The 22,849-nt window shown below is 57.6% G+C and carries 26 protein-coding genes; 11 read left to right on the top strand and 15 right to left on the bottom strand.

The features are described from left to right. The 5 genes from P3T20_RS28415 to P3T20_RS28395 form a co-directional block, all read left to right on the top strand. A partial coding sequence (locus P3T20_RS28415) for an IS66 family transposase (RefSeq protein WP_429288492.1) occupies nucleotides 1-374 on the top strand: 374 nt, incomplete at its 5' end. 314 nt (nucleotides 375-688) lie between these two features. Then, nucleotides 689-1,168 (top strand): hypothetical protein, encoded by a 480-nt coding sequence (locus P3T20_RS28410; protein ID WP_429288491.1) that lies wholly within the window; start codon nucleotides 689-691, stop codon nucleotides 1,166-1,168. Nucleotides 1,169-1,538: 370 nt separating this feature from the next. Beyond that, nucleotides 1,539-1,901, top strand: a complete 363-nt coding sequence (locus tag P3T20_RS28405) for a hypothetical protein (protein ID WP_429288490.1) — start codon at nucleotides 1,539-1,541, stop codon at nucleotides 1,899-1,901. A 241-nt stretch (nucleotides 1,902-2,142) separates the two neighbouring features. Continuing rightward, entirely contained in the window at nucleotides 2,143-2,436 is a 294-nt protein-coding gene (locus P3T20_RS28400) for a hypothetical protein (RefSeq protein ID WP_429288489.1), read from the top strand. Nucleotides 2,437-2,439: 3 nt separating this feature from the next. Further along, nucleotides 2,440-3,105, top strand: a complete 666-nt coding sequence (locus P3T20_RS28395) for a hypothetical protein (RefSeq protein ID WP_429288488.1) — start codon at nucleotides 2,440-2,442, stop codon at nucleotides 3,103-3,105. Between the two features lie 47 nt (nucleotides 3,106-3,152). Here P3T20_RS28395 and P3T20_RS28390 read toward each other — a convergent pair whose 3' ends face one another. Continuing rightward, nucleotides 3,153-3,404 (bottom strand): helix-turn-helix domain-containing protein, encoded by a 252-nt coding sequence (locus tag P3T20_RS28390; RefSeq protein WP_122154154.1) that lies wholly within the window; start codon nucleotides 3,402-3,404, stop codon nucleotides 3,153-3,155. 271 nt (nucleotides 3,405-3,675) lie between these two features. Between P3T20_RS28390 and P3T20_RS28385 the strand changes: the two genes are divergently transcribed. Next, nucleotides 3,676-3,942: a hypothetical protein gene (locus tag P3T20_RS28385; RefSeq protein WP_429288487.1), complete on the top strand. Its 267-nt coding sequence runs from the start codon at nucleotides 3,676-3,678 to the stop codon at nucleotides 3,940-3,942. Nucleotides 3,943-4,063: 121 nt separating this feature from the next. Here P3T20_RS28385 and P3T20_RS28380 read toward each other — a convergent pair whose 3' ends face one another. After that, complete coding sequence (locus P3T20_RS28380; RefSeq protein ID WP_429288486.1) at nucleotides 4,064-4,456, bottom strand: helix-turn-helix domain-containing protein; 393 nt, start codon at nucleotides 4,454-4,456, stop codon at nucleotides 4,064-4,066. Between the two features lie 244 nt (nucleotides 4,457-4,700). Here P3T20_RS28380 and P3T20_RS28375 point away from each other — a divergent pair, with 244 nt between their 5' ends. Beyond that, the gene (locus tag P3T20_RS28375; RefSeq protein WP_429288485.1) at nucleotides 4,701-5,366 is read left to right on the top strand and encodes a hypothetical protein; all 666 of its coding nucleotides are present in this window, start codon (nucleotides 4,701-4,703) and stop codon (nucleotides 5,364-5,366) included. Between the two features lie 461 nt (nucleotides 5,367-5,827). Here the strand turns inward: P3T20_RS28375 and P3T20_RS28370 are convergent, their stop codons facing one another. The 3 genes from P3T20_RS28370 to P3T20_RS28360 all read right to left on the bottom strand — a co-directional run bounded on the left by P3T20_RS28370 (nucleotide 5,828) and on the right by P3T20_RS28360 (nucleotide 9,243). Beyond that, nucleotides 5,828-7,450 (bottom strand): hypothetical protein, encoded by a 1,623-nt coding sequence (locus P3T20_RS28370; RefSeq protein WP_429288484.1) that lies wholly within the window; start codon nucleotides 7,448-7,450, stop codon nucleotides 5,828-5,830. Between the two features lie 316 nt (nucleotides 7,451-7,766). Further along, entirely contained in the window at nucleotides 7,767-8,723 is a 957-nt protein-coding gene (locus P3T20_RS28365; protein ID WP_429288483.1) for a hypothetical protein, read from the bottom strand. A gap of 226 nt (nucleotides 8,724-8,949) precedes the next feature. Continuing rightward, nucleotides 8,950-9,243: a hypothetical protein gene (locus P3T20_RS28360; protein ID WP_429288482.1), complete on the bottom strand. Its 294-nt coding sequence runs from the start codon at nucleotides 9,241-9,243 to the stop codon at nucleotides 8,950-8,952. A gap of 517 nt (nucleotides 9,244-9,760) precedes the next feature. Here P3T20_RS28360 and P3T20_RS28355 point away from each other — a divergent pair. Further along, complete coding sequence (locus P3T20_RS28355; protein ID WP_429288481.1) at nucleotides 9,761-10,216, top strand: lysozyme inhibitor LprI family protein; 456 nt, start codon at nucleotides 9,761-9,763, stop codon at nucleotides 10,214-10,216. Nucleotides 10,217-10,309: 93 nt separating this feature from the next. Here the strand turns inward: P3T20_RS28355 and P3T20_RS28350 are convergent, their stop codons facing one another. From P3T20_RS28350 to P3T20_RS28335, 4 genes are all read right to left on the bottom strand, one after another. Continuing rightward, complete coding sequence (locus tag P3T20_RS28350; protein WP_429288480.1) at nucleotides 10,310-10,486, bottom strand: hypothetical protein; 177 nt, start codon at nucleotides 10,484-10,486, stop codon at nucleotides 10,310-10,312. 16 nt (nucleotides 10,487-10,502) lie between these two features. Next, on the bottom strand, nucleotides 10,503-11,693 hold the full coding sequence (locus P3T20_RS28345; protein WP_429288479.1) for a hypothetical protein: 1,191 nt from the start codon (nucleotides 11,691-11,693) through the stop codon (nucleotides 10,503-10,505). A 558-nt stretch (nucleotides 11,694-12,251) separates the two neighbouring features. After that, entirely contained in the window at nucleotides 12,252-13,409 is a 1,158-nt protein-coding gene (locus P3T20_RS28340; protein ID WP_429288478.1) for a hypothetical protein, read from the bottom strand. Continuing rightward, nucleotides 13,402-13,662 (bottom strand): helix-turn-helix transcriptional regulator, encoded by a 261-nt coding sequence (locus P3T20_RS28335; protein ID WP_429288477.1) that lies wholly within the window; start codon nucleotides 13,660-13,662, stop codon nucleotides 13,402-13,404. Before P3T20_RS28335 ends, P3T20_RS28340 begins: the two co-directional genes overlap by 8 nt. A gap of 180 nt (nucleotides 13,663-13,842) precedes the next feature. Between P3T20_RS28335 and P3T20_RS28330 the strand changes: the two genes are divergently transcribed. From P3T20_RS28330 to P3T20_RS28320, 3 genes are all read left to right on the top strand, one after another. After that, nucleotides 13,843-14,604 (top strand): hypothetical protein, encoded by a 762-nt coding sequence (locus tag P3T20_RS28330; protein WP_429288476.1) that lies wholly within the window; start codon nucleotides 13,843-13,845, stop codon nucleotides 14,602-14,604. Nucleotides 14,605-15,152: 548 nt separating this feature from the next. Then, nucleotides 15,153-15,779 carry a DUF47 domain-containing protein gene (locus tag P3T20_RS28325; RefSeq protein WP_074264851.1) on the top strand — a complete coding sequence of 209 codons (627 nt, stop codon included), beginning with the start codon at nucleotides 15,153-15,155 and terminating at the stop codon, nucleotides 15,777-15,779. Next, nucleotides 15,779-16,789: an inorganic phosphate transporter gene (locus tag P3T20_RS28320; RefSeq protein WP_074264850.1), complete on the top strand. Its 1,011-nt coding sequence runs from the start codon at nucleotides 15,779-15,781 to the stop codon at nucleotides 16,787-16,789. The genes P3T20_RS28325 and P3T20_RS28320 overlap by 1 nt, the downstream gene beginning before the upstream one ends. Nucleotides 16,790-16,828: 39 nt before the next feature. On the opposite strand, the gene P3T20_RS28315 is transcribed toward P3T20_RS28320, so the two are convergent. From P3T20_RS28315 to P3T20_RS28290, 6 genes are all read right to left on the bottom strand, one after another. Further along, nucleotides 16,829-17,635: an SDR family NAD(P)-dependent oxidoreductase gene (locus P3T20_RS28315; protein WP_074264849.1), complete on the bottom strand. Its 807-nt coding sequence runs from the start codon at nucleotides 17,633-17,635 to the stop codon at nucleotides 16,829-16,831. Between the two features lie 120 nt (nucleotides 17,636-17,755). Further along, nucleotides 17,756-18,988: a C40 family peptidase gene (locus P3T20_RS28310; protein ID WP_074264848.1), complete on the bottom strand. Its 1,233-nt coding sequence runs from the start codon at nucleotides 18,986-18,988 to the stop codon at nucleotides 17,756-17,758. 250 nt (nucleotides 18,989-19,238) lie between these two features. Further along, nucleotides 19,239-21,095 carry a PhoH family protein gene (locus P3T20_RS28305; RefSeq protein WP_074264847.1) on the bottom strand — a complete coding sequence of 619 codons (1,857 nt, stop codon included), beginning with the start codon at nucleotides 21,093-21,095 and terminating at the stop codon, nucleotides 19,239-19,241. Between the two features lie 103 nt (nucleotides 21,096-21,198). Beyond that, on the bottom strand, nucleotides 21,199-21,330 hold the full coding sequence (locus tag P3T20_RS28300; RefSeq protein ID WP_302050851.1) for a hypothetical protein: 132 nt from the start codon (nucleotides 21,328-21,330) through the stop codon (nucleotides 21,199-21,201). A 102-nt stretch (nucleotides 21,331-21,432) separates the two neighbouring features. Then, nucleotides 21,433-21,894 carry a peroxiredoxin gene (locus P3T20_RS28295; protein WP_074264846.1) on the bottom strand — a complete coding sequence of 154 codons (462 nt, stop codon included), beginning with the start codon at nucleotides 21,892-21,894 and terminating at the stop codon, nucleotides 21,433-21,435. Nucleotides 21,895-21,947: 53 nt separating this feature from the next. Further along, nucleotides 21,948-22,844, bottom strand: a complete 897-nt coding sequence (locus P3T20_RS28290; RefSeq protein WP_074264845.1) for a polysaccharide deacetylase family protein — start codon at nucleotides 22,842-22,844, stop codon at nucleotides 21,948-21,950. Nucleotides 22,845-22,849 lie beyond the last annotated feature (5 nt).

The following is a 22,849-nucleotide window of genomic DNA, read 5'->3' as shown; positions in this document are numbered from 1 at the left end:
ACGAATGGATGACGGCGCAACGCAAGCTGGTTTCGGAAGGTTCAGCGATTGCAAAAGCGCTTGATTACAGTCTCAAGCGTTGGGAGGCGCTCACGGGTTATCTCGACGACGGGCACGTGCCTATAGACAACAACTGGGTAGAAAACCAGATACGTCCATGGGCCATCGGCAGGGCCAACTGGCTGTTCGCCGGCTCACTACGCGCGGGCCAGCGCGCTGCCGCCATCATGAGCCTCATAAGGTCGGCACAGCTTAACGGCCACGACCCGCACGCCTACCTGAAGGACATCCTCACGCGATTGCCGACCCACAAGGCCAGCGACATCTCTGCATTGCTGCCGCATCGCTGGCAACCAACCGTGACCGTCGATTAGCGTAGCTCGTCAAGGCGCGTTCCCCAGCCGCTTACCGTTGATCATCAACAATCCACCTTGAGTCGAACCGAAGTCTTGTCCAAGTGTTCGGTACATCGGGATGAATAACGACGGCTACAGACTCTCGGTATGAGGGCATCGTCTCCAGTGATGGCGGCAGCACCATTTTCTCAAGTTTCCGGCTTACCAGCGGTTGACTAATGGATGTCGGCATGCGCCGAGCCGCGTCATATGGATTATCAAAACGCGACCATCGGAGACAACTTCATCCGCTCTAGCGCGCGTCAAAGGTGGAAAAAATAGTTGAGGCTTCGATGACATCACGAATTCTGCTCGGATGGAGAAGGACAGTCGTCACCGTCCTAAGTTTGGTCGGCGCTTTTACAGTGCTTTCGCAAGCATCTCGGCATCTGGTCGCCCACGACGCATACCCGCTTCTCGAAAAACTTGAGGGGCTGCAATCATTTCCATCGCCAGACGGGCAATATCGTGTGGATCTGCTGTCTTGGGCCGGCGGGGGCGGTCTGGCTCCCTGCTGTAATCAGGTCTTGCTAGTTATCCCGGCCTCGTTGGATATCGACCAAGCACAGCGTGACAAGCGATATGAGGTGTACTCGGCCGAGTGCGACAGTTTTGCCGATCACAGTGCTTCGCCCAAAATTGCGCGGCGTTCCAACCAGGTTTTAGATGTATCTTTTTCAATCAACAGCACGGCTGCGTTTGCCAGAAACGTGACCCTGAAAAAGGTCGATGCATCGGGGAAGTTCAAGCTTGAGTTTTCTGCGAAAGAATAGATTCGCGCAACGCAGGGCGCTGCGCCGGCGCTTCGAGCCTGGCGAGAAACTGCCGAGCCCATGATTCGCGTGCGCCGTGTTCGTCCTTTCTGTAACCGGCAACTGATCGCGGTGTGGAATATCGGACGACCGCTTTCGAGAGACCTGAACGTTTCTTTGGGGTCGACTTGCGCCCAACAAAGGCGAACCGACGCAGCACCGCACTATCGAATCGGTATTGGACGTGGTGCCGTTCCACGTCTGTTGCGTTCGCCTCTAGGGTCGATGTCGTTGCCGGGTTGTGCAGAAACTGCCGTGTGCGACAGTTACCAGTGGTCCGGTGAGGCGCCGGGCAGGTTCGATGCAGGTTTCGCACTGCCAAGCACCTGGAATGACCATTTTTGCCATGTTTTGCTTAAAAAATAAGCAAATTCGGCCCTTTGAAGCACTTCGGGGAAGGGTGGATCGGTCAATGCTGCGGTGCGGCATTCATTACAATCCTTTCGATTCAAAATATCCGAGCCATAACGGCGCGGATGGTCATACCCATACGACACCATTGCCGGGGCTATCCGAAGTCCATGGTGACCCGGAAAACGGGGCGCAAGAGCAATTCTGGTGTCTTGGAAGAGTCCCTTTCGTGCGTATCAATCACCGATATGGTAAAAATGACCGATTTGTGGTTATGTTATACGTCCCCATTATTGCTTTGGCACTTTTGTGTTACATTTCCGTCGAAGGGTGTGATTTTTGAGCCATTTCCGCCCGATTTTTGACGAAAACGCTCATTTTTTCGCCTCAGCCTCGTCGTTTCGTTCACCAGCGGCTATTCCTTCGGACGCGGGCCTTGAACGGCTCCGGCGGCATCCTTCGTAGTACCTCGCTTTCTTGAACCGCTCCCCGCGGCAGTATCGCGTTTCCAGTTTTCCACTCCTGAGCCTATAACCGGACATTCATCCGGTGATGACGCTCGCCTTAAACATTCAGGATACCTTATGAAAAGAAGTAACCGAAAGCCGCATTTTCATCTGGGCCGCATCGTGGCGACGCCCGGCGCGCTTGATCTGCTCGGTCGAACTGGGACAAGTGTAGCTACTCTGCTGCGCCAGCATCAATGTGGCGATTGGGGGGCGGTCTGTCCCGCCGATAGGAAGTCGAACGATCTTGCCGTGTCAGAAGGAGCCCGAATTTTCAGTTCCTATGAGTTGGGCGCAGGAAAGGAAAAAGTCTGGATCCTAACGGAAGCGGACCGATGCACCACCACGGCCCTCCTGCCCAGCGAATACTGAGTCATGAGCTTCGTCGTCCAGCGATTCCATCCCCGCATCCGTCCGGGACTCAGCCTCGGTTCAGCCGGTTCGAAGGTCGCCGTTCATAGCCAGCAGGGCCAATGGGATTCGGCGTGCGCGCTGCATTGCGTCGCCATGGCGCTACAGATTAGCGGATTCATTGCCGATTCATCGCGGATCGTCAGAAGTCGGCGACGACTCGAAGCAGCGCTCTGGCGCAACGCTGTCCCGTTCTTCTTCAGCGGCACGACGCTTCGCGAACTGGCGGCGCTCATCGCGGAACTTGATTGCGGCGTGCGAACGTCGGTGATCGAGCGAGGCTCACACCGGGAAGTCATCCTGTTTATCGAGGGTGAACTGGCGAGAAAGCGGCTGGTGATATGCAGTTGGCGCGCGGTCGGCGAATCGCATTGCCATGCCGTACTTATCGCGGGGGCGGAAGGGGTGCAGAAAGCTGGCCGGTTTGAGCCCCATACGTTCCTGATTCTTGACCCGGCTGAAGCATCCCCGGCGTCAATGGCGACGTGCAACGCGCGGCTCAACTACGCGAACGGGGCATCGGGGCAGCGACGCCGGTATGCGAGCTATTTGACCACCGGCGCCACGCTATCGGTCGTGATAAATGGCGCAGTGTCCATCGATGCTGGCAATGCGAAGCAGCAGTCGTAGCTACAGCACGAGGCGGTAAGGGTATAGCGCGCAACTAGCGTAAACGTTCAGGGACGATCAAACAACCGGGCCGGGTCGATATCGAGCGCGATAGCCAAACGTTCGATGTTATCGACTGATACGTTTACACGCGCACGTTCGACTTGACTAATGAACGTGCGGTCCAGCCCAGCGGCAAAGCCAAGCTCCTCTTGGGACAAGGAGCTAGCGACCCGGTTGGCGCGGATGTTATATGCCAGCACGTCTCGCAGTGAAACGAGCTTGGATTTGGGATCGGGGCCTCGGAGTGGTGCGGACATTCTCCGATCTTTACGATATGATGCTTTTCGATCTACGGATTTTGCGTCACATAACTACGTAATTTAGGCACTATGCGAATTTGATGAGTCGTGGACCATGTCCCGTAAGTGGGTAGTGGGCCATCCCGAGACAGGCCGGCACCGATCTTGCCGAAGCGTGTTAAAGCCATCGCCATGCGGAACGCGAGGCGAGTTTAACGGAGCATGCCCGCGTCGATCGGGCCAGCAATTGGCTTCGCTCTCCACATGGATTTGTTTAGTCGAGGAAAAAATGCAGATTGCGGAAGAAGTAGCCAGGGTCATCATCGATCGGATGACAGAGACCGGGAATGCGAATGCGGTTCGGATCGAAGCCGCTGACATTAAACGCATAACCGGTTGCCTTCCGGCCATCCTGATCGAAGAGATCCGAAAAGAACTCGCAGTGGCGTCCCTGGCGTTCGTCGAGCTAGCGAATGGCGGCTTCGCGGTCGCAAACTCAGCGATGTTCTCGGCGGCCCCAATACTGAATCTGGCGCGGCCCCGAAGACTAGTTTGAATCTGCGGGCGGCACACGGTCCCGGACTACGATCGTTGATACGCATCATTTGGAAGTGCCACACCGGAGTCTGGAGAAGAGCATGCATCAGCGGTTGTGGCAGGCAACGATGCTTACGCGTTCACGTCCCCTTTCTGTTCGACTTTCCGTTTGCTCGCTGGGGCCGCTGACCGTGCGGCGGTTCTAGGAGCGCAAGAGCGTCGTCGATCAATCGCTCGACAATTTCCTGTTGCAACTGAGTCAAGCGCGAAAGCTTTTCGTGAATTCTGGCAGCTCGATCATGCGAGTTGACGCCGCCGACGTTAAACAGGTCGGCAAGTCCGCATTCCAGCCCTTCCGTGATGCTGGCGAGCCGTTCGAGACTCGGTATCAACGTTCCACGCTCGATCCGAGAGAGCGAGGACTGCTCTATCTGGATCAGTTCGGACAGACTCTCCTGTGTCATGCCGAGCGCCTTTCGGCGAGCAGCAATGGCCATGCCAATCGACCGCGCCAGCTGTTCTATGTTGCTCAAGCCCGATACTCCCCTCGTAGGAGGAGGAAGTGTCAGTTTTTCGCACAGTTATCCGGAAGGGCCTCATAAGGCATAATATTCTCTATTACGAATAATTTGTAGCCGGGCCGCCTACGATTCCTGTCGTGGGCAGCTCCCAGACGTCAGCGGGTCCTTCGGACAGCCGAATCGCTCCCCTGGTGATGGCTACGAGAACGGCGTTTTATGCGAACCATACTTTAGCCACTAACGGGGTAATACAACCATGAAGTTCAAACTACTTTCTTCGATCGCAGTTGCATTCGTCGCGACTACCGCTCACGCGCAGCTGAATTTGTTGAACGTCATCCAATCAGCGCAATCTGCAATTGCGCAACAGAACGCGCAGAACCAGCCCGCCATGCCGTCCGGCACGGCTCCGGTACAGCAGTCGAGCGTGCCAAACGCGCAGCAACTCTGGACTCAAAAATCCGCCGATGCTCAGCAGCAACATGTGCAGGGCATGGCTGCGAAACAGGCGCAGGAAAACGCGTTCTTGCAGCAGCAACAAGCGCAAGACGACGCCGGTCAAGCGGCGGGGGACAAGCGAATGCGTGACGCAGAGGCATATCACGAGAGAGCGCAGCAGGAAGACGCGCAGCGTGCCGCGCAAGCTGCAATGCAAGCGCGAGCAGCATGCCCGGACTTAGCAAACTCGAAAAAGTTGGGACTAGGCGGCGCGATGGTTACGTGCAAGAACAAAGGGATGCCAGAAGTGCAGATGATGGCAACGCTTGGAGATTTGCCGCTTGCGGCACAAGCATACCTAGCAGCTATCGTGCAGGATATTTACGAGGACAATGTAACCAATCCTAGTAGAGGGAACGACGTCTCGGACTATTACGAAAAGTGCTACCGGCGAGGCACCCCCTGCGCACGTCCGCAGTGGTGAGATACGGGCCGACGTTTTGACCTAGGTTCCGCCGAATTCGTTTGCATTACCGTCGGGGTTGGGATTGGGGTATTCCGAGATACCAACTGTGCGTGTAGCACAGGCGCGAGGGAATGGCTTGGGCATAGTTCTCCGTTCCAACAACACCGCGACTGATGTGCATATAACGCCCAGGACTCAAGTTACAGCCGTAGCGGCCAAAAAACAGAGCATGGAAAATTCAAACGATATCCCGTTCGGTCCCGGTCATCCGCGCTACGAAGAAGTACAGGCACTCGAAAGTACGGTCCGTGCCGTGAGGAGGGCCCAAGGCAAGAAAAATCCCGAGGACTTCGCATACGGGTCGCCAGAATGGCGCGATGCAGATGTAGAATATATATGCAACCTTGTGAGAGCGTTGGGCGGCAGCCCGGACGCATTCGATTAGTAATTCGCGCGTTCTGGGTATCGCACCTCTACAATTAGCCGCCCGGTGAGCGAAATTGCTTTCCAATGTTCTTAGCGTAGCCGATAGTTCGGCGAAGCCAAAGATAGAGTTTTGCTCGCGTAGTCACTACTCTGTGGCCTGAATTCTTCTCTTGCTCGCAGCAATGCGAGATAACCACCGCCCGAACCGCCTCGCCGCCGAACGAAATAGTTTGCAGCCATCGGAACCAGCGATCTTGGTGAAAGGTATCCGAGAATCGATGCATAAGTTCAACAACTCGGCGCTGTCCATGGTAGGTTACAAATCGTTTTCTATCTGGCATTACAAGCTCATGCACATAGCCATTTCTATGTTCGTAGATTTCAAAGGCGGTGTCCAGCATCGCACTTTCTTCCCCGCCGGCGAAGGGGGGGCCGCTCAGGTTAAGCAGCTTGCGCAATAACTCCAAGCGCGAGCGATGCCCCAGCCTCTGCACGGTTTTTCGACTCGCTTCGTCAACAACCACGGCCGCGAGAGCGGCGGCCGCGCTCACTTCAAGTATCGAACTGACCAAAACCAGCGCCTCCATGTGAAATCCACCTTCAATAAGCATTCGAAGACGATTCAGCGGGCGCCGCAGTGGATGAAACTCTTCTTCCGCACCGTCAGACATAGCTCTGAGTGCACCTACAGACTGCCATTGAGCTCCAAGATTTAGTGCTTGCATAGAAGCACCAAAGTACAGCCCGAGGCGCTTGGTTCCCGACTGCATCTGATGAAGAATCACGAGTTGGCGTTGCAGCGACGGTGTCGAAACATGACCGATTGGAATCCCGCCGTACGCCTGCCAAAATGCTTCGATAACACGGTTCGCAAAGTCCGCGATAAACGGCGCGATGAACGTGTTCGCAACCCCGACATGCCATCCCGTAGACGGTCCATCTTTTTTGCTTCTTCCACTGCGCACGATCTCCATGTCGACAAGGTCTCTTAGATAGTCGTTGTTGGGGCTATCAATAACTGCCAGCTCGCCGCGAAGTATTTTGCGTAGATTTGAGACCGGGATGCGTATCTCAAGAACGCCACCAGCCAAGGGGGCAACGATCAGGTTTCCGTGTGCTTCTTCTAGTCCGTGTGTATCGAACAGCAGTTCTAGCTGATTTCTCCCGGCAGGCTCATAGATATTGCGGAGCGTAAAAGAAAACGGTTCAGGCTTGCTATTGGGCCCGCAAGCAACTGAAAGCGCGCCGGCGTATGGCTCCGTCAGATGAGCCCAAGGTTGATTGAATAGTACGCATACAATGAGATGCGAGACGTGATCTTCAGGCTGTATCTTGGGCTTCGGGGGCCTAGATGTCTCAATGCAAGCTTGAGTGGCAATCGCCGAAGCCAGATAGTCGTATAACCTGTTGCCAGGCTGTTTGGGGACAAAACCAATGTCGGTATCGTACCCTGTGTGTACACCGGAGGACGAATACGTCCGAATCGCCTTCAAAAATGATGGTGGTGAGGGCGTAATCTCTCCAGAATCGATTTTCGCCTTCAGGATCGCGTAGTCCGTATTGCGATCGTCGATCGGGATCACCATTTCCGTCGAACCCCTACGTAACTTGTATCCGCCCAATTCACCTTTCCAGTTAAGATTCAGTTCTACGATTTCCACATTTAGTTGGTCCATGGTGGCGTGTTCTGGGAGTCGATTAGCGATTGAAATTCGAAATAGAGAGTTGTCAGTGCAACGACTTCAACCGATCCAGAGCGGTGTTGAACGACGACGATCCACGGTGATGATAAATCATGGCACTTACGGACCCACTCGATGACCCCTCTCCTCGGCTCACCGATGAGCTTTTGCTTTTAAATTGCTGTGGCGCAATCAACCGTTAGTGGACTTGTAATCGTGCCGTTTCGAAACCGCCGACTGCCGTGCCTTGCGGATATGTCTGGAATCTGGAAGACAGCAGGGAAACAACGCGGTCTCGCTGCATGCGCTCTCAACTACGGTGGACGCGTGTGCTTGGAATCTTGTGGCGCACGGAGCCGTGCAAGAATGCTTCGATGCTGATCAGTCGTTCTTCACGATCACCTTTTCGTTGCCACGGAGCACCAAGAACGAAAGTGTGAGATGTGCCGTACTTCTGTGTGGCCGATAGGCTGCCATCTGGTTGCAGTTCCCACTCCGGCTTTATCTCGAGGAGCGAGGTGCCTACCACCGAAACGTCAAGAGCCCACGAGAATTCGTTTCGACGGTACCAGTCTTCTTTTACCATGGCGAAATATGCTTCGCGCTCATCGTCCGACAGACGGTACAACGCCGCGACACGCTCCACGGCGATATTCAGCCGCCCCCTAATCCCGGCCAGACCGAGATGAAATGTTTCGTGGCAGTCGGCGCATACTGGAATCAGCTTGACAAGACGCTGAACACCGCACAACGCGCCTCGGTGAATTTTTCCGCCTTTGGTGGGTTCGTAGTATTTCCAGATTTCATGGCAATCCAGTTTTCCTGCAGTCCCGCAAAGCAGGCATCGATGTCCCGTTTCTACAAACGCGGATTGGCGGAGTCGATTCCAGCACGGCCACGTCAAAAGGTTCGAGAGACTTGATCCCCATGACGTTTCTGGAATCGAATCGGCAAGAAAAGGACGCACACTCCGCTTCGCGGCATACGGCAAGAAATCGTCTATCGACGGTAGATCGGCACCGGACTCTCTGGAGAGGAATACGTCGTCGCCTTCTACAAAGACGCCCGCAGTCGCCTTCGCATGTTGTCGAGCTTCTTGCTGCTTGAGGAGAAACAGTCGGTTCTGACTGTCGAACAGCACATTACTAATTTCGGAGATCGTGCTGATTTCCCGCGGTTGCCAAAGAAAGGTGCTGGAATCGGCTCGAACCCTGAAGTCTAATCCGTCAATAGCCACCGTTCGGAATTTACGAGTGAGTGTCATCATTTTTATAGAAGCAATGCTACGAACGGCTTTGCACAGCCGTCAGTCGCCGACCGCGCGTCACTTTCATTCTGCACCGCACCGGTAAGCAGGAACACAATCCGTGGGTGGTGCTCAGCCGTCTCACGTGTAACCTTGATTGGGCCTTTGGGGATCAAACTAAAGATACCGCGGTCAGCGATAGCCAGTTCGCTCCAAGATACGAAAACTATTCGCGCGATTTCTGTACCTAATGCCCTTGGGCCTCAAGCGTGGAGATCAGGTCGTTGTACTCGACGTAGACCTCCTTGAAGGAGGAGTAAGCAGCGGCAAAATCTTGACGATCGTATTGTCCAATGGCGTCTTGAAATTTCCTCTCCGCTATTCTCCATGCTTGAGGAGCGGGATACGGGAGGTGCATCTGCGCAATATTTCGTACGCTCGCGGTTGCCGTTCGCATTGATTGCGCAGCCAGATGCCAGTCCGTTGGTGGCATCGAAGGAGGCGGGGAGCTGACAATCACCTCTCCAGTAGCGTTGATCATGGTGTTGTTGCTACCTCCGGTCTGCGTTTGACTGACTACGGCGCCTCCGGGCTTTGTGGGCAGGAAGAATGCCACTAGACCGATAATCGAGGCGGCCGACCCTAGAACCGCGAGCCATTCGTAGCCCGTAAGCGATTTTATTCTCCCCCATACATTCTGAATCATGGTGCCCCCAAAACACGCCCTGTTGGTTTTACTTTGCTCTCGAGAAAGTCCATCGCCGAAGTCGTGTCTTTCCGAAGCACAATGGTTAATAAATCGCAGATATGATCTATCTTTATGGTGAACGGCCGTTTTCGAGATTTCTGAAGGTTGCCATCGAGTTGTTCTATGCCGATTGCATGAGGCGCTATGGGACCACTCTGGGTCGATCGACATAGCATCCTCAGTCGTTGACAAATAACCTGTCCAATCCCTCGAATCACAGTCCGAGATCGAACCTCATGCGCGCATGCCTTTTAGATAGCCATGCCGAAGCACTGCCCCCAACCGGGCCAGCTTGAAACGGGACACAACGTTGGATAAAGGCATTTCGATGAAAACATATTTCGCCATCTCTCTTTTGTTGAGCTGTTGTATCGCGCATGCACAGGGTGAGTCTCAGCTAGCGAGTCCTTACTCGAAAGAATATGCGGCGTGCGTAAAGAAAAGCGGTCCACCGGGTTTCTATGACCAGGCGGCAGCATCGAACTGTGATGCCGCAGAAGTCAAATTTCAAAAGAAGCGGATAAACTCGGCGTACAACAAAATATTGAAGATGTGGGAGAACGATCCAGCCGCGATCGCAAAGCTAAATAACGCGCAAAGGGCATGGGTGCAATGGAGGGAGGGGACCTATGATTTGCTGCAGGACGCCGGTGGCACGAATGGCCAAGTCGTGTACATCGTCAGTTCGAGCTTCCTGCTTAAATCCCTAGCCGATCAGGCCAGTCTGCTGGAAGGCATTCTATCGGCAAATGGCGGCGGCGAGTAACTGAGCTGAGCCGGGACATCGGGCATACGTCGACTTGATACTATCCACAACTCGGAACGCGGGGCCTGATATCCAGCGATGGCGGTTTGCTGTCTACGCCAAGGTCTGCTTCATCGCCTCTGTCAAGAACCGCGACGGCTCAACAAGCTTTTTCCCGGTCAGCGCGTGATGGTACGACCCGTTGAACAGGTGCGCGCGCTTACAGGCACGCGCCGCAGTGACGTAGAACAGCGCGCTGCGCTTCAGCGATCTTGCCGGTTCGGATTGCATGGCGCAGCGGCAACTGCTACGTATCGGGTGCAAAGTGACGACGCCCGGGCGTCTGCATCTCGGAACGGTTGCGCGGCGCGCCGGGCTTTGCGGGATTCGTTGTCGTGCGCCGGAATGTCACGCCGCCTGCTGCCGGCTTAGCGGTCGGCTGATGTTCGCCGGTGTCTGCCACTTTCAGGCGAGACGGCGGCGGAGAGAACAGCGGCGCAAGCTTTGCGATGACCTGCGCGATGGCTTCGCGTAACAGAGCCTCGTTGAACCAGTCCACGTTGCACAGCTTGTCGAGCTTGCGGTCGAACTGGCGGCGCTCGTTCGGGTTGAGCGCCTGTAGCGCACGCGGAATGCCATCGTTACGCGCATTCGCAACGAAGAGACGGCCGAGCGACGTGTCGAACGGGTGAGCGTCGACCGGTAAATGCAGAAGACGCACGTCCTCGAAGCACGACGCGAAATCGGCAATGTTCGAAACGGGAACGGCATCGTGAGGTTTGCGCTTGTTACGCACTTCGAGCCGCCAGCGATCCGGTGCCTCCGGTTGTTTCTTCAACTTGCTGACCTCAATGTCCCACTTGTCGTCCGAGGCGAGCGCCGCCAGTATCTTGTTAGCCTGCGGCCCCAACTCGCGGTGCAGGACTTCGGCCGCCTTATTGTAGATACATAGCCGACGATCCGATTTGAGCACGCCGATATAGAGCGAGCCGAGCACGCCCTCACCATTGAAGTCGTACATCACCTTAGCGCCGCTGCGTTTGCCCTTCACGTCAACCAGAGTGCCCTCCAGCGGGTTTATGTCGGAGTCTATATTCACGTGCAGCATTGAGACGAACGCTTGCGACAGGATGCGGCGCGCGTCGTAGCCAAACAGGAACCGGAAGAAACGAGCGAGATTGTCGATGGCTGCTTCACCCTTGCGCAGATACGGATTCGGATTTAACTCGAGAGTGGCTGCCCACGGATACATAGCCGTGTTCGGCTGACATTCGATCAGCACATACTCACCGCCGACTAGCACAGACATGCGCTGCTGAAATGCCAAGCGCTGTGACGTGTGCCTGCGAGTGCCGCGCCGGTTCGCGAGCAAGTGGAACTTTTCCTGCAAGAGGGCCGTAAAGGACTCGTCAACATCCTTGGACCGGATGCCGCACTTCAGTTTATCGATCCCGATTTCGACGATATGGTCGAGCGGGAAGAGGGCAGATTCTTTCATTGTGTCGTTAGGTAAGCGAAATTAAAAGTTAATCGGGTAGATAGGATGCGGCCAGGTAAGCTTGGTCGGGAACAGGAAGCTGAGTCGACTCGATCATTTACAACTTTTCGAAGTGAGTGCGTGCTCGCTAGCACTTAGTTCTCTGGGCATTCCTTCACGTGAAGTACATCTCTCTATATGTATTGGATTGGTTATTACAGCCGCGCAATTATCATGGGTCGAACGTGAAAAATCCCCTTCAAAACAGGGCTATTGGTGAAAATTAGGCACACGTGCGGTCCGAAACGATGCCATTTGTGGTCGACTTTCTACGCTAGACTCTGCCGTCACTTCTGTCGATCCGATTCGTGCTGGAACCCTCGTTTTAAGGGGTATTTCAGCGAATTCAGCGTGTTGACAGGGACCTGCACGTGGTCGACTTTCTCCGCGAGGGTGTGAGTCGGCCAAAAGCTTATAGGGGCAATAAATCGATCGTTAAGGCGGCTCGCGCTGTGAAGGCGCGGCTGTTGCGTCGGAATCGGCACACGCGGATTCTTGCGCAACAGCCGCGTCACTCATTTACGGCACGCTCTTCGGCGAGACAGAGATAGTGCCGCCAGTCGTCGACAGTGCTTTCGCCGCATGACCCGAGTCACCAGTCTTCGGCGAGTGTGGTGCGTTTGTCGCCTGGCCCGCAACGCCAGCGTCCGGCCCCTTGAGCGGCCAGACTTCGTCGAGGTTGTACAAAGTCGCCCAGCGATTGCGCGAGCCTTTCGGTGGTTTCATGCCCACTTCATTGTTGGGAGGAACCAGCAGATTTTCGAGCCCACGCGACACGTTCGACTTATTGCGGCCGACGAGCGCCGCGATCTGTTCGATCTTCGCCCCCTTGTTGCGTGCGCACCAAGCGAAACGGATGACCGCGCGGTGCGCGACGAATGGCTCGGAGCGGTACGTATAAGCGCCACCCGAATCGACGAACCCTTCGATCATCACGCGGCCTATGCCCAGTGAGTGATGATCTACGAGAGACACGTTCGTCAACACGATCGCTGTCTGCGCAGCCGGGCCGGGCTCGCACTTGGTGACCTCCACGAACTCTCCGGCGTACGCACGCAGCCAGCTCGTGTCTTGCTTTTTAGTGCAGACCACGAAGATGACGACGAACGCATCTGCCTGTTCCACCGCCGTGTTGAGGTGAGCCAGCACGCCGGTCGCCTCATCGCGCTTCAAGTCCGTGTATTCCACGTGAGCGACGACACAGACATTGGGTTTGAGGCAGCTCTTTAGGATGTGAGCGCCTTCGGGAACTAGCGGACTGGCGCGGTTACAGTGGCCAATCAGCACCGGGTTCACTTGCGCTTCGATGTCCTTGGGAATAAAACGCTTCACGGCCTCCGAAATGCGCGAGCCGGACGGCGATAGGCCCGTGATCGACAGCACGGTGGGAACCGGCAGGTCTGCGATGACGCGGTCACGAATGATGCCATCCGCGATGGCGGCGATCGACATCGCCAGCACGGTGGGATCATTGACAATCGCGAGCACCACGCGGTTTGCAGGTTTCATATTCGCGCGAGCCTTCATTGCGGGCGGTTTGGATGCTTGCAACGCAGCGGCAACGCCAGGTTCGCGCGCGCTGTTGAGAGCGTTCGTATCCGAGCCCATTGCTTTGGGCGTGCTATTGGCGGGCGTCGTGTCGGGCTTTTTCTGCAACGGATCGTTATAATTAACCATTATTGGCCTCGGCCTTCAGCTTGGCGATGCACTCCTCAACTTCCGCGAGAACCCAACCGCGCGTGCGCTTAGACAGCGCAATCGCACGGGGCAGTTTCTGCACTTTTATTAGCTCATAAATGGTCGTGCGACCGACCGGATACATCTTCAGGAGGTCGGGCATGCGTATGACGCGGGAATGCGACATCGTGGGCGTGTCCATCGGTGCAGCAACTGGATGCGGCCGCGTGTCAGGGATGAAGCTCTTTTTCATTGAAAATAACTCCGGGTTGTTTAGCGGAACAAGGCGAGACGCTGATGAACATCAAGCGTCTGCACGCAGTTTCGTTGTTCGCCCAAACCTGCAGAGGAATTTTCCTGAGAAAATGCAATTTTCCGATTGCGGGTAGATAAATGACTCACCGCACGTGCGATTCACGACGAGAAGGACAGCATGTCCAGAAAAGATAATGCGCCTACTTGGATCGATCCTTGGATGGAGCAAAACTTCAATTTGCTGTCTGCTCCGATGCAGCAGAGCATCCTTGCTGAGCGGGAACGATCGAGGGTAGAGGCTGAAGCAGCGCAACGCGCGCGCGAGGCTTCATTGAACAGATTGGTAGCGTCGATCGACTTGATTACATCGACGACCATATCGGACCAACCGTTCTATACGCTCCACAAGGCGATCGAGATTACGGCTCGCGCGATCACAGTGGCCCTTCACGGCATACCCGCTAACGAGGTCTACACGTCAGAACATTGGGCCGACACACTTGCAAAACATCAAGAGCGTCTTCGCGCGCTTATCGAGCTTGGTCGATTGGCCGTATTCGACGTGCGTACGGCCGGTGCCTGCATGTTTGAGTCTGGTCTACCCGACTGGACGCAGTGCGCTTACCTCGGTCTCACGCGATCCGGGATGGTAAGTTTTGCGCGCTGCCAAGGTATAGAGATCGACGATGACCAAAAACCCGAGAGGACGAGCAAAAAGAAGCAAGACACAATGCTTAGGGTGGTGGCAGCGTTGATCTATTTGCGTAGCCAGCCCCAAAGCGGCGTGGCCATTTCGAAAGAAATAGCGAACTGGACTGAGGGGCGGGGGATCAACGTCACCGCGAAGACGGTAAACAACTACATCAACGATATCTGGAATGATCTTGGCCTCTCACGGAAGGAACTCGGCCTGCCCGAACGAGGCGACGCATCAGGCTGAGGCGGCGAATATGCTCGAAGGAAATGGAATTCTGCGATGACCGACATCCCGCTCAACGGGTAGATCGCAGTTGCGTCGGATCGTTCGCATGCGCCCAACCCTGTGCCTACGATTCCAAGTACAGCGCAGCTCTCGGCGTAAACGTTCTGTTTGCTTCAGCAACTAAAGTTCTCGGTTAAAACTACATCCTCACTTTCGTTGCTCGTCGGCGTCGCAAGTCGCTCACCCAACAACCGCTCCCTCGTTTCGCTCGCACAGTCATGGTGAAAGTAGGCGCGGTCTAGCTTGCGTTTGCGAGCGTGGTTAAGGCCGCGATGAACAAAGCTTTCGGGCACTCCAAGGCTTTGGGTCAGCTGTCTGCGCGAGCGTCGCAAGTCATGGCGCTGCCGCCGTCGCTTTCCTATAGAATCGCGCCTATCACAAATTTGTCACAGTCAGATGCGACACGCGGTGAATTCCGTACAAAATTCGTATGGGAAGCGGCGTCGAATCGATATTTTCGCTAACCACTTGATTGTGCTGAATATAACTGCGATAGGCTATTCCATATGTTCGGTCGATTCATGCCCACCGAGGGCAAGTTCTTTGAAATCTTCAACGCGCACGCAAAGTGCATTGTTTCCGCGAGCCACGAACTCGAGCTGCTGATCGACAATCTGCAAGACGCCGAGGTCCATAAGCAAAACGTGCAAAAGGCCGAAAAGGCTGCAGACAAGCTCACGCACGAAACCATCGATCTGCTGCACAAGACTTTCATCACGCCGCTCGACCGCGACGAAATCCACAAGTTGATCACCACGATGGACGACATCCTCGACCTGATGGAGGACGTTGCCACCGCAATCTCGCTCTATGACGTCCAGATGGTGACCTCTGAGGCTAGCCAGTTGGCGCATATCTGCACCGCGACCGCCGAGCGTGTGCAGTTTGCGGTCAGCCTGCTGTCGGACATGAAGCAGGCAAGCCAGATCCTGAAAGCCTGCGAGGATATCGACCGTCTGGAATCCGAAGCCGACCGCGTGTTGCGCTCGGCCATCTCGAAGCTCTTTCGCGAGGAAGACAACGTCAAGACGCTGATCAAGCTGAAGGCGATCTACGAACTGCTCGAAACCATCACGGACAAATGTGAGGACGTGGCGAATATTCTCGAAGGCATCGTGCTGGAAAACGCTTAATGCAATCGATACAACTCGCCATCTGGGTGGTCGCCACCCTGGTCGCCGTGTCGCTGGTGTTCGACTTCATGAACGGTTTCCACGACGCGGCGAATTCGATCGCCACGGTCGTCTCGACCGGCGTTCTGAAGCCGCAACAAGCAGTTGCCTTCGCCGCGGCTTTCAACGTCATCGCCTATTTCATCTTTCACCTGAAAGTTGCGCAGACAGTCGGCAAAGGCACGATCGATCCGGCCATCGTCGATCATTACGTGATTTTTGGCGCGCTGGTCGGTGCGATCGGCTGGAACATCGTCACGTGGTATTACGGTATTCCGTCGAGTTCGTCGCATGCGCTGATAGGCGGTCTGGTGGGCGCGGCGCTCGCCAAGTCCGGCTGGCATTCGCTCAACCTGGATGGGCTGATGAAGACAGTCGCGTTCATCTTCATCTCGCCGTTGCTGGGTTTTGTGCTCGGCTCGTTCTTCATGTTGGCAGTGTCGTGGATCTACTTCCGCACTCCACCTAGCAAGGTCGACGGACGCTTTCGCCGTTATCAACTGATTTCAGCCGGCATGTACAGCCTCGGGCATGGCGGTAACGACGCGCAGAAAACCATCGGCATCATCTGGATGCTGCTGATCGCGACCGGCTATGCATCGTCGTTCGCCGATGCGCCGCCGCTGTGGGTGATCGGCGGCTGCTATCTTTCGATGGGGTTGGGCACACTGTTCGGCGGCTGGCGTATTGTCCGCACGATGGGGCAGAAGATCACCAAGCTCAAGCCGGTCGGCGGTTTTTGCGCAGAATCGGGCGGTGCGATTACGCTGTTTATTGCCTCATTCCTCGGCATTCCGGTGTCCACGACCCATACGATTACCGGCGCGATTGTCGGCGTCGGCGCGACGCAAAAACTCAGCGCGGTGCGCTGGGGCGTGGCGGGCAATATCGTCTGGGCGTGGATTCTGACCATCCCCGCATCAGCGGTGCTCGCTGGGGCGGGATGGTGGCTCGGTCACCGTTTCCTCTGATTCTGGCCTTTGTTCCGATGCGGGCTGGCGCGCCCGCACTCAGATGAGCGGCGCGCTGCATCCGTCCATCGGGACGATCGCGCCGGTTACGTAGCTCGCGCGGCGGCTCGCCAGGAACAGCGCGACGTCGGCAATCTCCTCCGGCTTCGCGAATCTCCCGAGCGGCACCTTGGCCTCCCCGCGTGCCAGCGCTTCCTTTGTGTCGATCCCTTGCTGGCCGGCTTCCAGTTGCAACGCTTCCTCGACGCGCTCCGTCAGCGTCGCGCCCGGATTGATCGCGTTGATGCGGATGCCATAGCGCGCGTAGTAATGCGCGAGCCCGACCGTTGCCAGCATCAGCGCGGCGTTGGCGGCGCCGCCGGCGATATGGATATCGCTCGCCATCTTGCCGCCCATGCCGATGATGTTGACGATCGTTCCCGGCTCGGCGCTGGCTCCCGATTTCACCCGTTCCGCCATGCGCTTCAACACTTCCTGCTGCGGGTAAATGTACGGAAAGTACTTGGCTTCCATCGTCGCCCGGAAGGCTTCGGCGTTGAGCGTTTCCGGGTCGTAGCGACGGGCGGCGCCGGCGCTATTGATCAACACGTCGATCGGACCGACCGCGGTGGTAACTTCTTCGACGATATCGGCCGCGCCGTGTGGCTCGTGCAGGTCGGCGCGTGTGAGATGCACGTGCAGTCCCTCGCTCGCCAGCTGTTCGCGGGCGCGGGCGAGATTCGCCGGATCGCGCGAGACGATTGCAACTTTGGCGCCTTCGGCTGCGAAGGCGCGTGCGCAGGCGAGGCCGATTCCTTTGCTGCCGCCCGTGACCAGCACCACTTTGTCTTTCAGTCCAAGTTCCATGGTGAGTACCTTACCTGCCTGTCTTAGGAATATCGGAGACGATAGCAGATAGCTTAATCCTGCGTGTCAGACGGGGGCGAGTGGCCTTCAGACCACCAGCTACATTTCCGGCGGTGTCTGTCAGAAGTTGCCGTTGGCGAAGTGCGCGATGGGATCGTCGCTGGACTGCGTGGGGGCGGGGATCGCGCGTGACCCAGTCGAGGCTCGCATGATCTGCACACCGCCGGCGGAGCCGGTCACGCCTGCCTGCTGTTCCTGGCGAACGGCGACGGAGGCGGGGGGCGGCGGTTCGAAAGCATCGGCCGCGGCGTCGATCGGGTCTGGTGCGTGGGCGACGCTCGCCGGCACGGGCGAGCGCACAGGTGCTTGAGAATACCCAGTGGAAGAAGTCGCTGCCATGGCGCCCGCGTCCGTCTGCGGCCGTCCAGCCTGAACCGCGGCCGGCGAAACCGCACCTGCTTCACGCGCCTGCATCTGTGCGGCGCTCATTGCCGGAGGCGGCGGTTCGAACGCATCCGCAGACGCTGCGGCGGCGGGCTGGTTCATAGCGCGAGCTGAGGTGTCCGCCAGTGGTGCCTGCATCGAGGCTGCAACCCGCTGCTGAGACACTTGCTGCAATGGAACGGCCGCAGGCGCAGTTTCCGCATAAGCCGGTTGTTGCGGCTCCGATAGCGGCCGCTGCTGCGTCGGGACCACAGCTGCACCGCCCGCCGTACCCGCATACGAAGACGAAGCCTGCGGCACCGCCGGAGCAACCTTCTCCGGCGGATTCGAAGCCTGATACGTCGGCGTTTCGAACGGCGCTGGCGCGCGAGCCGGCGCGGCGACCCGGCGAATGCCGTCAAACCGTTTGGCCCAATACGGATTGGTCAGATAGTCGATGCGCACCGTGCCGCCCGTCGACGGTGCATTGACGAAGCGCAGTTTGCCGACATAAATACCGACGTGCGAGTGTGGGCGCCCCGTGGTGTTGAAGAAAATCAGATCGCCCGGCGCAACTTCATCGGGCTCGATCGATTCGCCGCTTCCGCTCATATCCGCCGTGGTGCGCGGCAGATTCACCGAGGCTGCGCGCGACACGACATAGCGAACCAGGCCGCTGCAGTCGAAGCCGCTATCCGGCGTATTGCCGCCCCAACGGTACGGAATTCCGACCAGGCCCATTGCCTCAATAGAGATTTCCTCGCGTCCGACGCTGTGATCGACGAAGTTCGGGAAACCGGGCGGGGGAGTGCGATAAGCGCCGTTGGACGCCGAAGAAGAACCGTTTGAGTTGCGCGAAATCCGCTGCGGCTCGCTGGAACAGGCGGCGAGCAGCAGAAGGATCAGCAGCGAAAACCCAAGTCGGCGCATTGAGACAAGGCGAGCGTAAACACTCGCTTAAAGCGGGCGATGTCGGGATGGTAGCCCGTCCACCATGGCATGAGCAAGAGAAGTTGATAAATTACTTGAAGTTTACGCGCTAAGTGTGGCGCCGCCTGGACGTAACATCTGACCCGAGCAGGCCGACCTTACGAAAAAAGCCGCGCCCGGTGTAACCCGGGCGCGGCTTTGGAACAACTTTTAAGCCGTGAAACGGCAAACGGCCTGCTTCGAGCTCTGCTTACAAAATGTCCGACGCGTAATCGGCCAGACGCGAGCGTTCGCCGCGCGCCAGCGTCACGTGCCCGCTGTGCGCCCAGCCCTTGAAGCGATCCACCACGTAGGTGAGCCCGGAACTGCCTTCCGTCAGATACGGCGTATCGATCTGTGCGATGTTGCCAAGGCAGATGATCTTCGTTCCTGGACCCGCACGCGTGACGAGCGTCTTCATCTGCTTCGGCGTCAGGTTCTGCGCTTCGTCGATGATCAGATACTTGTCGACGAACGTCCGGCCGCGCATGAAGTTCATGCTCTTGATCTTCAGGCGCGAGCGGATCAATTCCTGGGTCGCAGCACGGCCCCATTCGCCGGCGGCGTCGTCGGTCTTCTGCAGCACTTCGAGGTTGTCGTCGAATGCACCCATCCACGGTTGCATCTTTTCCTCTTCCGTACCCGGCAGAAAGCCGATGTCTTCACCGACCGGCACGGTAGCCCGCGTCACGATGATCTCGTTGTAGCGCTTGTCGTCGAGCACCTGCGCAAGCCCCGCCGCGAGCGCGACGAGCGTCTTGCCGGTACCGGCCTGACCAAGCAGCGTGACGAAATCGATCTCCGGATTCATCAGCAGATTGAGCGCGAAATTCTGCTCGCGATTGCGCGCCGTAATGCCCCACACGTTGTTCTTGTGGTGGCCGTAATCGCGCAAGGTCTGCAGCAGGGCGGTCTTGCCGTTCAGCTCACGCACCAGCGCGTGAAACGCCGGTTCGCCGTTTTGCGGCTCCAGATACACGAACTCGTTGACCAGCATCGAGGCGCACAGCGGTCCGGTCACGCGGTAATACGTGGTGCCCGTCTTGGTGTCCTGCCAGCTTTCCATGCCCTTGGCATGCTTGGTCCAGAAGTCCTGCGGCAGCGCGCGAATACCGGAATAGAGCAGATCCTTGTCTTCGAGAACCTGGTCGTTGAAGTAATCCTCGGCAGGCAGACCCAGCGCATGCGCCTTGATCCGCATGTTGATGTCTTTCGACACCAGCACGACCTGGCGGTCCATGCGGTCGCGTTGCAGGGCCCGCACGACACCGAGAATCTGGTTGTCCGCCTTGCCCTGCGGCAGGCCTTCGACCGGTTCGATATCCGTCAGCTTGGTCTGGAAAAACAGACGTCCCGCAGCCTCCCGGCTGCCCAGGCGCGACAGCGAAATGCCGTCCGACATATTGCCGCCGTTGGCGACCAGCGCGTCCAGCGTACGGCTGACCTGACGCGCATTGCGCGCGACTTCCGACATGCCCTTCTTGTGGTTGTCGAGTTCTTCCAACGTCATCATCGGCAGATAGACGTCGTGTTCCTCGAAACGGAACAGGCAAGTCGGATCGTGCATCAGCACGTTCGTATCGAGCACGAACAGCTTGCGGGTTTCGACCTGTTCGGCTGCGCCGCCGCGCTTCTTGGCGCTGCCGCGGGTCGCTGCCGCCGGCGTGGCCGCCGTATTGGCCGCAGGCTGCTTGCCGGCGCGCGCCACCACGGGTTCCGCGGTGGCGGGTTGCTCAGGCTCGCCCTGCGCGGGCTGCTGACGGGCGGCAGGCGCCGGCACCGGTTGCAGCAACGCGGCGGTTTGTTTGCTTTTCCGGCTGCGTGCGGGTGCAGCCTGTCCAGCGGCGCTATCGGCAGAAGAAGACGCAGGAACCGGCCGCAAGGTGGTAGCGGCATTGGCGGCGCGCGCCATCGGCGTCGCGACGTTGGCTTGGCCGAAATCGGCCGACTCTGCTTGCTCCCCGTCAACCGCCTGTTTTTTGGCGGACCGGGCCGGCGTGGCTTTAGCCTTGTATTCGTCAGCCGGTAAGAGATTGCCGAGCTTGCTGGGTGCGGTAGGCAAAGGCATGGTTTCCCTCGAAATAATCGGGTCACATATCGTGCGCCGCCTGTCGCATTCTGCTGGTGTGCCAAAAGGCCCACGCAGTTTGCGCCCGGAGGCGCGCTTCGGTCTAAAAATGCCGGTTCGCCTGGTTTTCGATCGGCTCCTTGACGAGAGCGCGTGGCCGGGTAAAAGAACGGCTTCGCGCAATTAAAAAAGCCGCCGCCCCGGCAAACGGGGCAAGCGGCTCGACTTCGGTCATCGCGTTGCGCCTCACTGCCTCGACTACAGAGGCGTGACATGCGGCGCAGCCGCGGAAAGTATGGGGTGGACAGGCACTCATTGCAGCCCAATATAACGCGCCTCACAGCGCTTGTACAGCCTCCAGAATTTCATCGACATGACCTGGTACTTTCACGCCACGCCACTCGTGGCGCAGGACGCCCTCGCTGTCGATGACAAACGTGGATCGTTCGATTCCCCGTACTTCTTTGCCATACATTTTCTTCATTTTGATGACGTTGAAGAGCGCGCAGAGCGTTTCTTCCGGATCGGAGATCAACGGGAACGGCAGTTCAAGCTTGGCCTTGAAATTGTCATGCGAGCGCAGGCTGTCGCGCGAGACGCCGAGAATCTCGGCACCGGCCTTCTTGAACTTCGGATACAGATCGCGGAACTGCAGACCTTCGGTCGTGCAGCCTGGCGTGTTGTCCTTCGGGTAAAAATACAGCACCACCTTTTTGCCCCGAAGACTGGACAGCGTAATCTCGCCACCGGTTGCGGGGGCGGTAAAGTCGGGGACGGGTTGGTCGACTGCGATGGGCACGAGGTTCTCCGGTTGTTATGGTCAGGCGTCGGGCTACTCTGCCGCGCCCCGGCTCACGACGGCTGCACGATCAGTTCGCCGGAACGGCCAGGAATTTCACCCCAGGTGACAGGGTACGATGGCAGCGTGCTGCGGTCCAGCGCGGCATGATAGTCGCCCATCGTGGCGAACGTGTGGCCTTGAGCGCGCCAGCCGTCCAGCAGTTGTTCGAACACCGGCGCGAGCTTTTGCCCTTCGAGCTCGGCGTGCAGCGTGTACACCTGGTCGTGGGGATTGTTCTCGGTGCGCTTCAACATCCACGCGGCAACGTTGTCCAGATCGATGCCGTCGACGCCCAGCACTTCATCGAGCGTGGGCAGTGTGGTGGGCATCTGCACGTGCGAGAGGGTCTTGCCGTCCACGACGGGGAAGTACGGCGAATGACCGCGCCCGTCGGAGGCATACTGCATGCCCCACGCGTCGATCTGCTCGAACGCATGGCCGTTCATCTGCCAGCCGGCGGCGCCGTGCGTGACGGGCGGTGTGCCGAAGATTTCGATGAAACGGGAGTGACTCGCCTCCATCTGCGCGACGGTCCAGTCGCGCGCCCGCGAGCGCACGTTGTCCTGCCAGTAGACGTGATCCCACGTGTGAATACCGCATTCAAAACCGGCCTCGTGGATCGCACGCATCTCCGATGCAGCCCGCGCGCCGATGTCCGGCCCGGGCAGCAACACGCCATACATCAATTGCTTGATGCCGTAATGCTCGACCACGGAAGTGCGCGAAACCTTCTGCAGAAACCCCGGGCGCAGCACGCGGCGCATCGCCCAACCGGTGTGGTCGGGCCCGAGGCTGAACAGGAAGGTGGCGCGCGCCTTGAAACGGTCGAAGATGCGGGCGAGGTTCGGCACGCCTTCGCGGGTGCCGCGCAGCGTGTCGACGTCGATCTTCAGGACGATGCGAGCCAAGGATC

The organism is Paraburkholderia sp. GAS206C, assembly GCF_050435645.1.
In the GTDB taxonomy this organism is placed as follows: domain Bacteria; phylum Pseudomonadota; class Gammaproteobacteria; order Burkholderiales; family Burkholderiaceae; genus Paraburkholderia; species Paraburkholderia phenazinium_B.
Note: the sequence above shows the minus strand (reverse complement) of the source record. Positions and strands in the feature narration are given on the sequence as shown.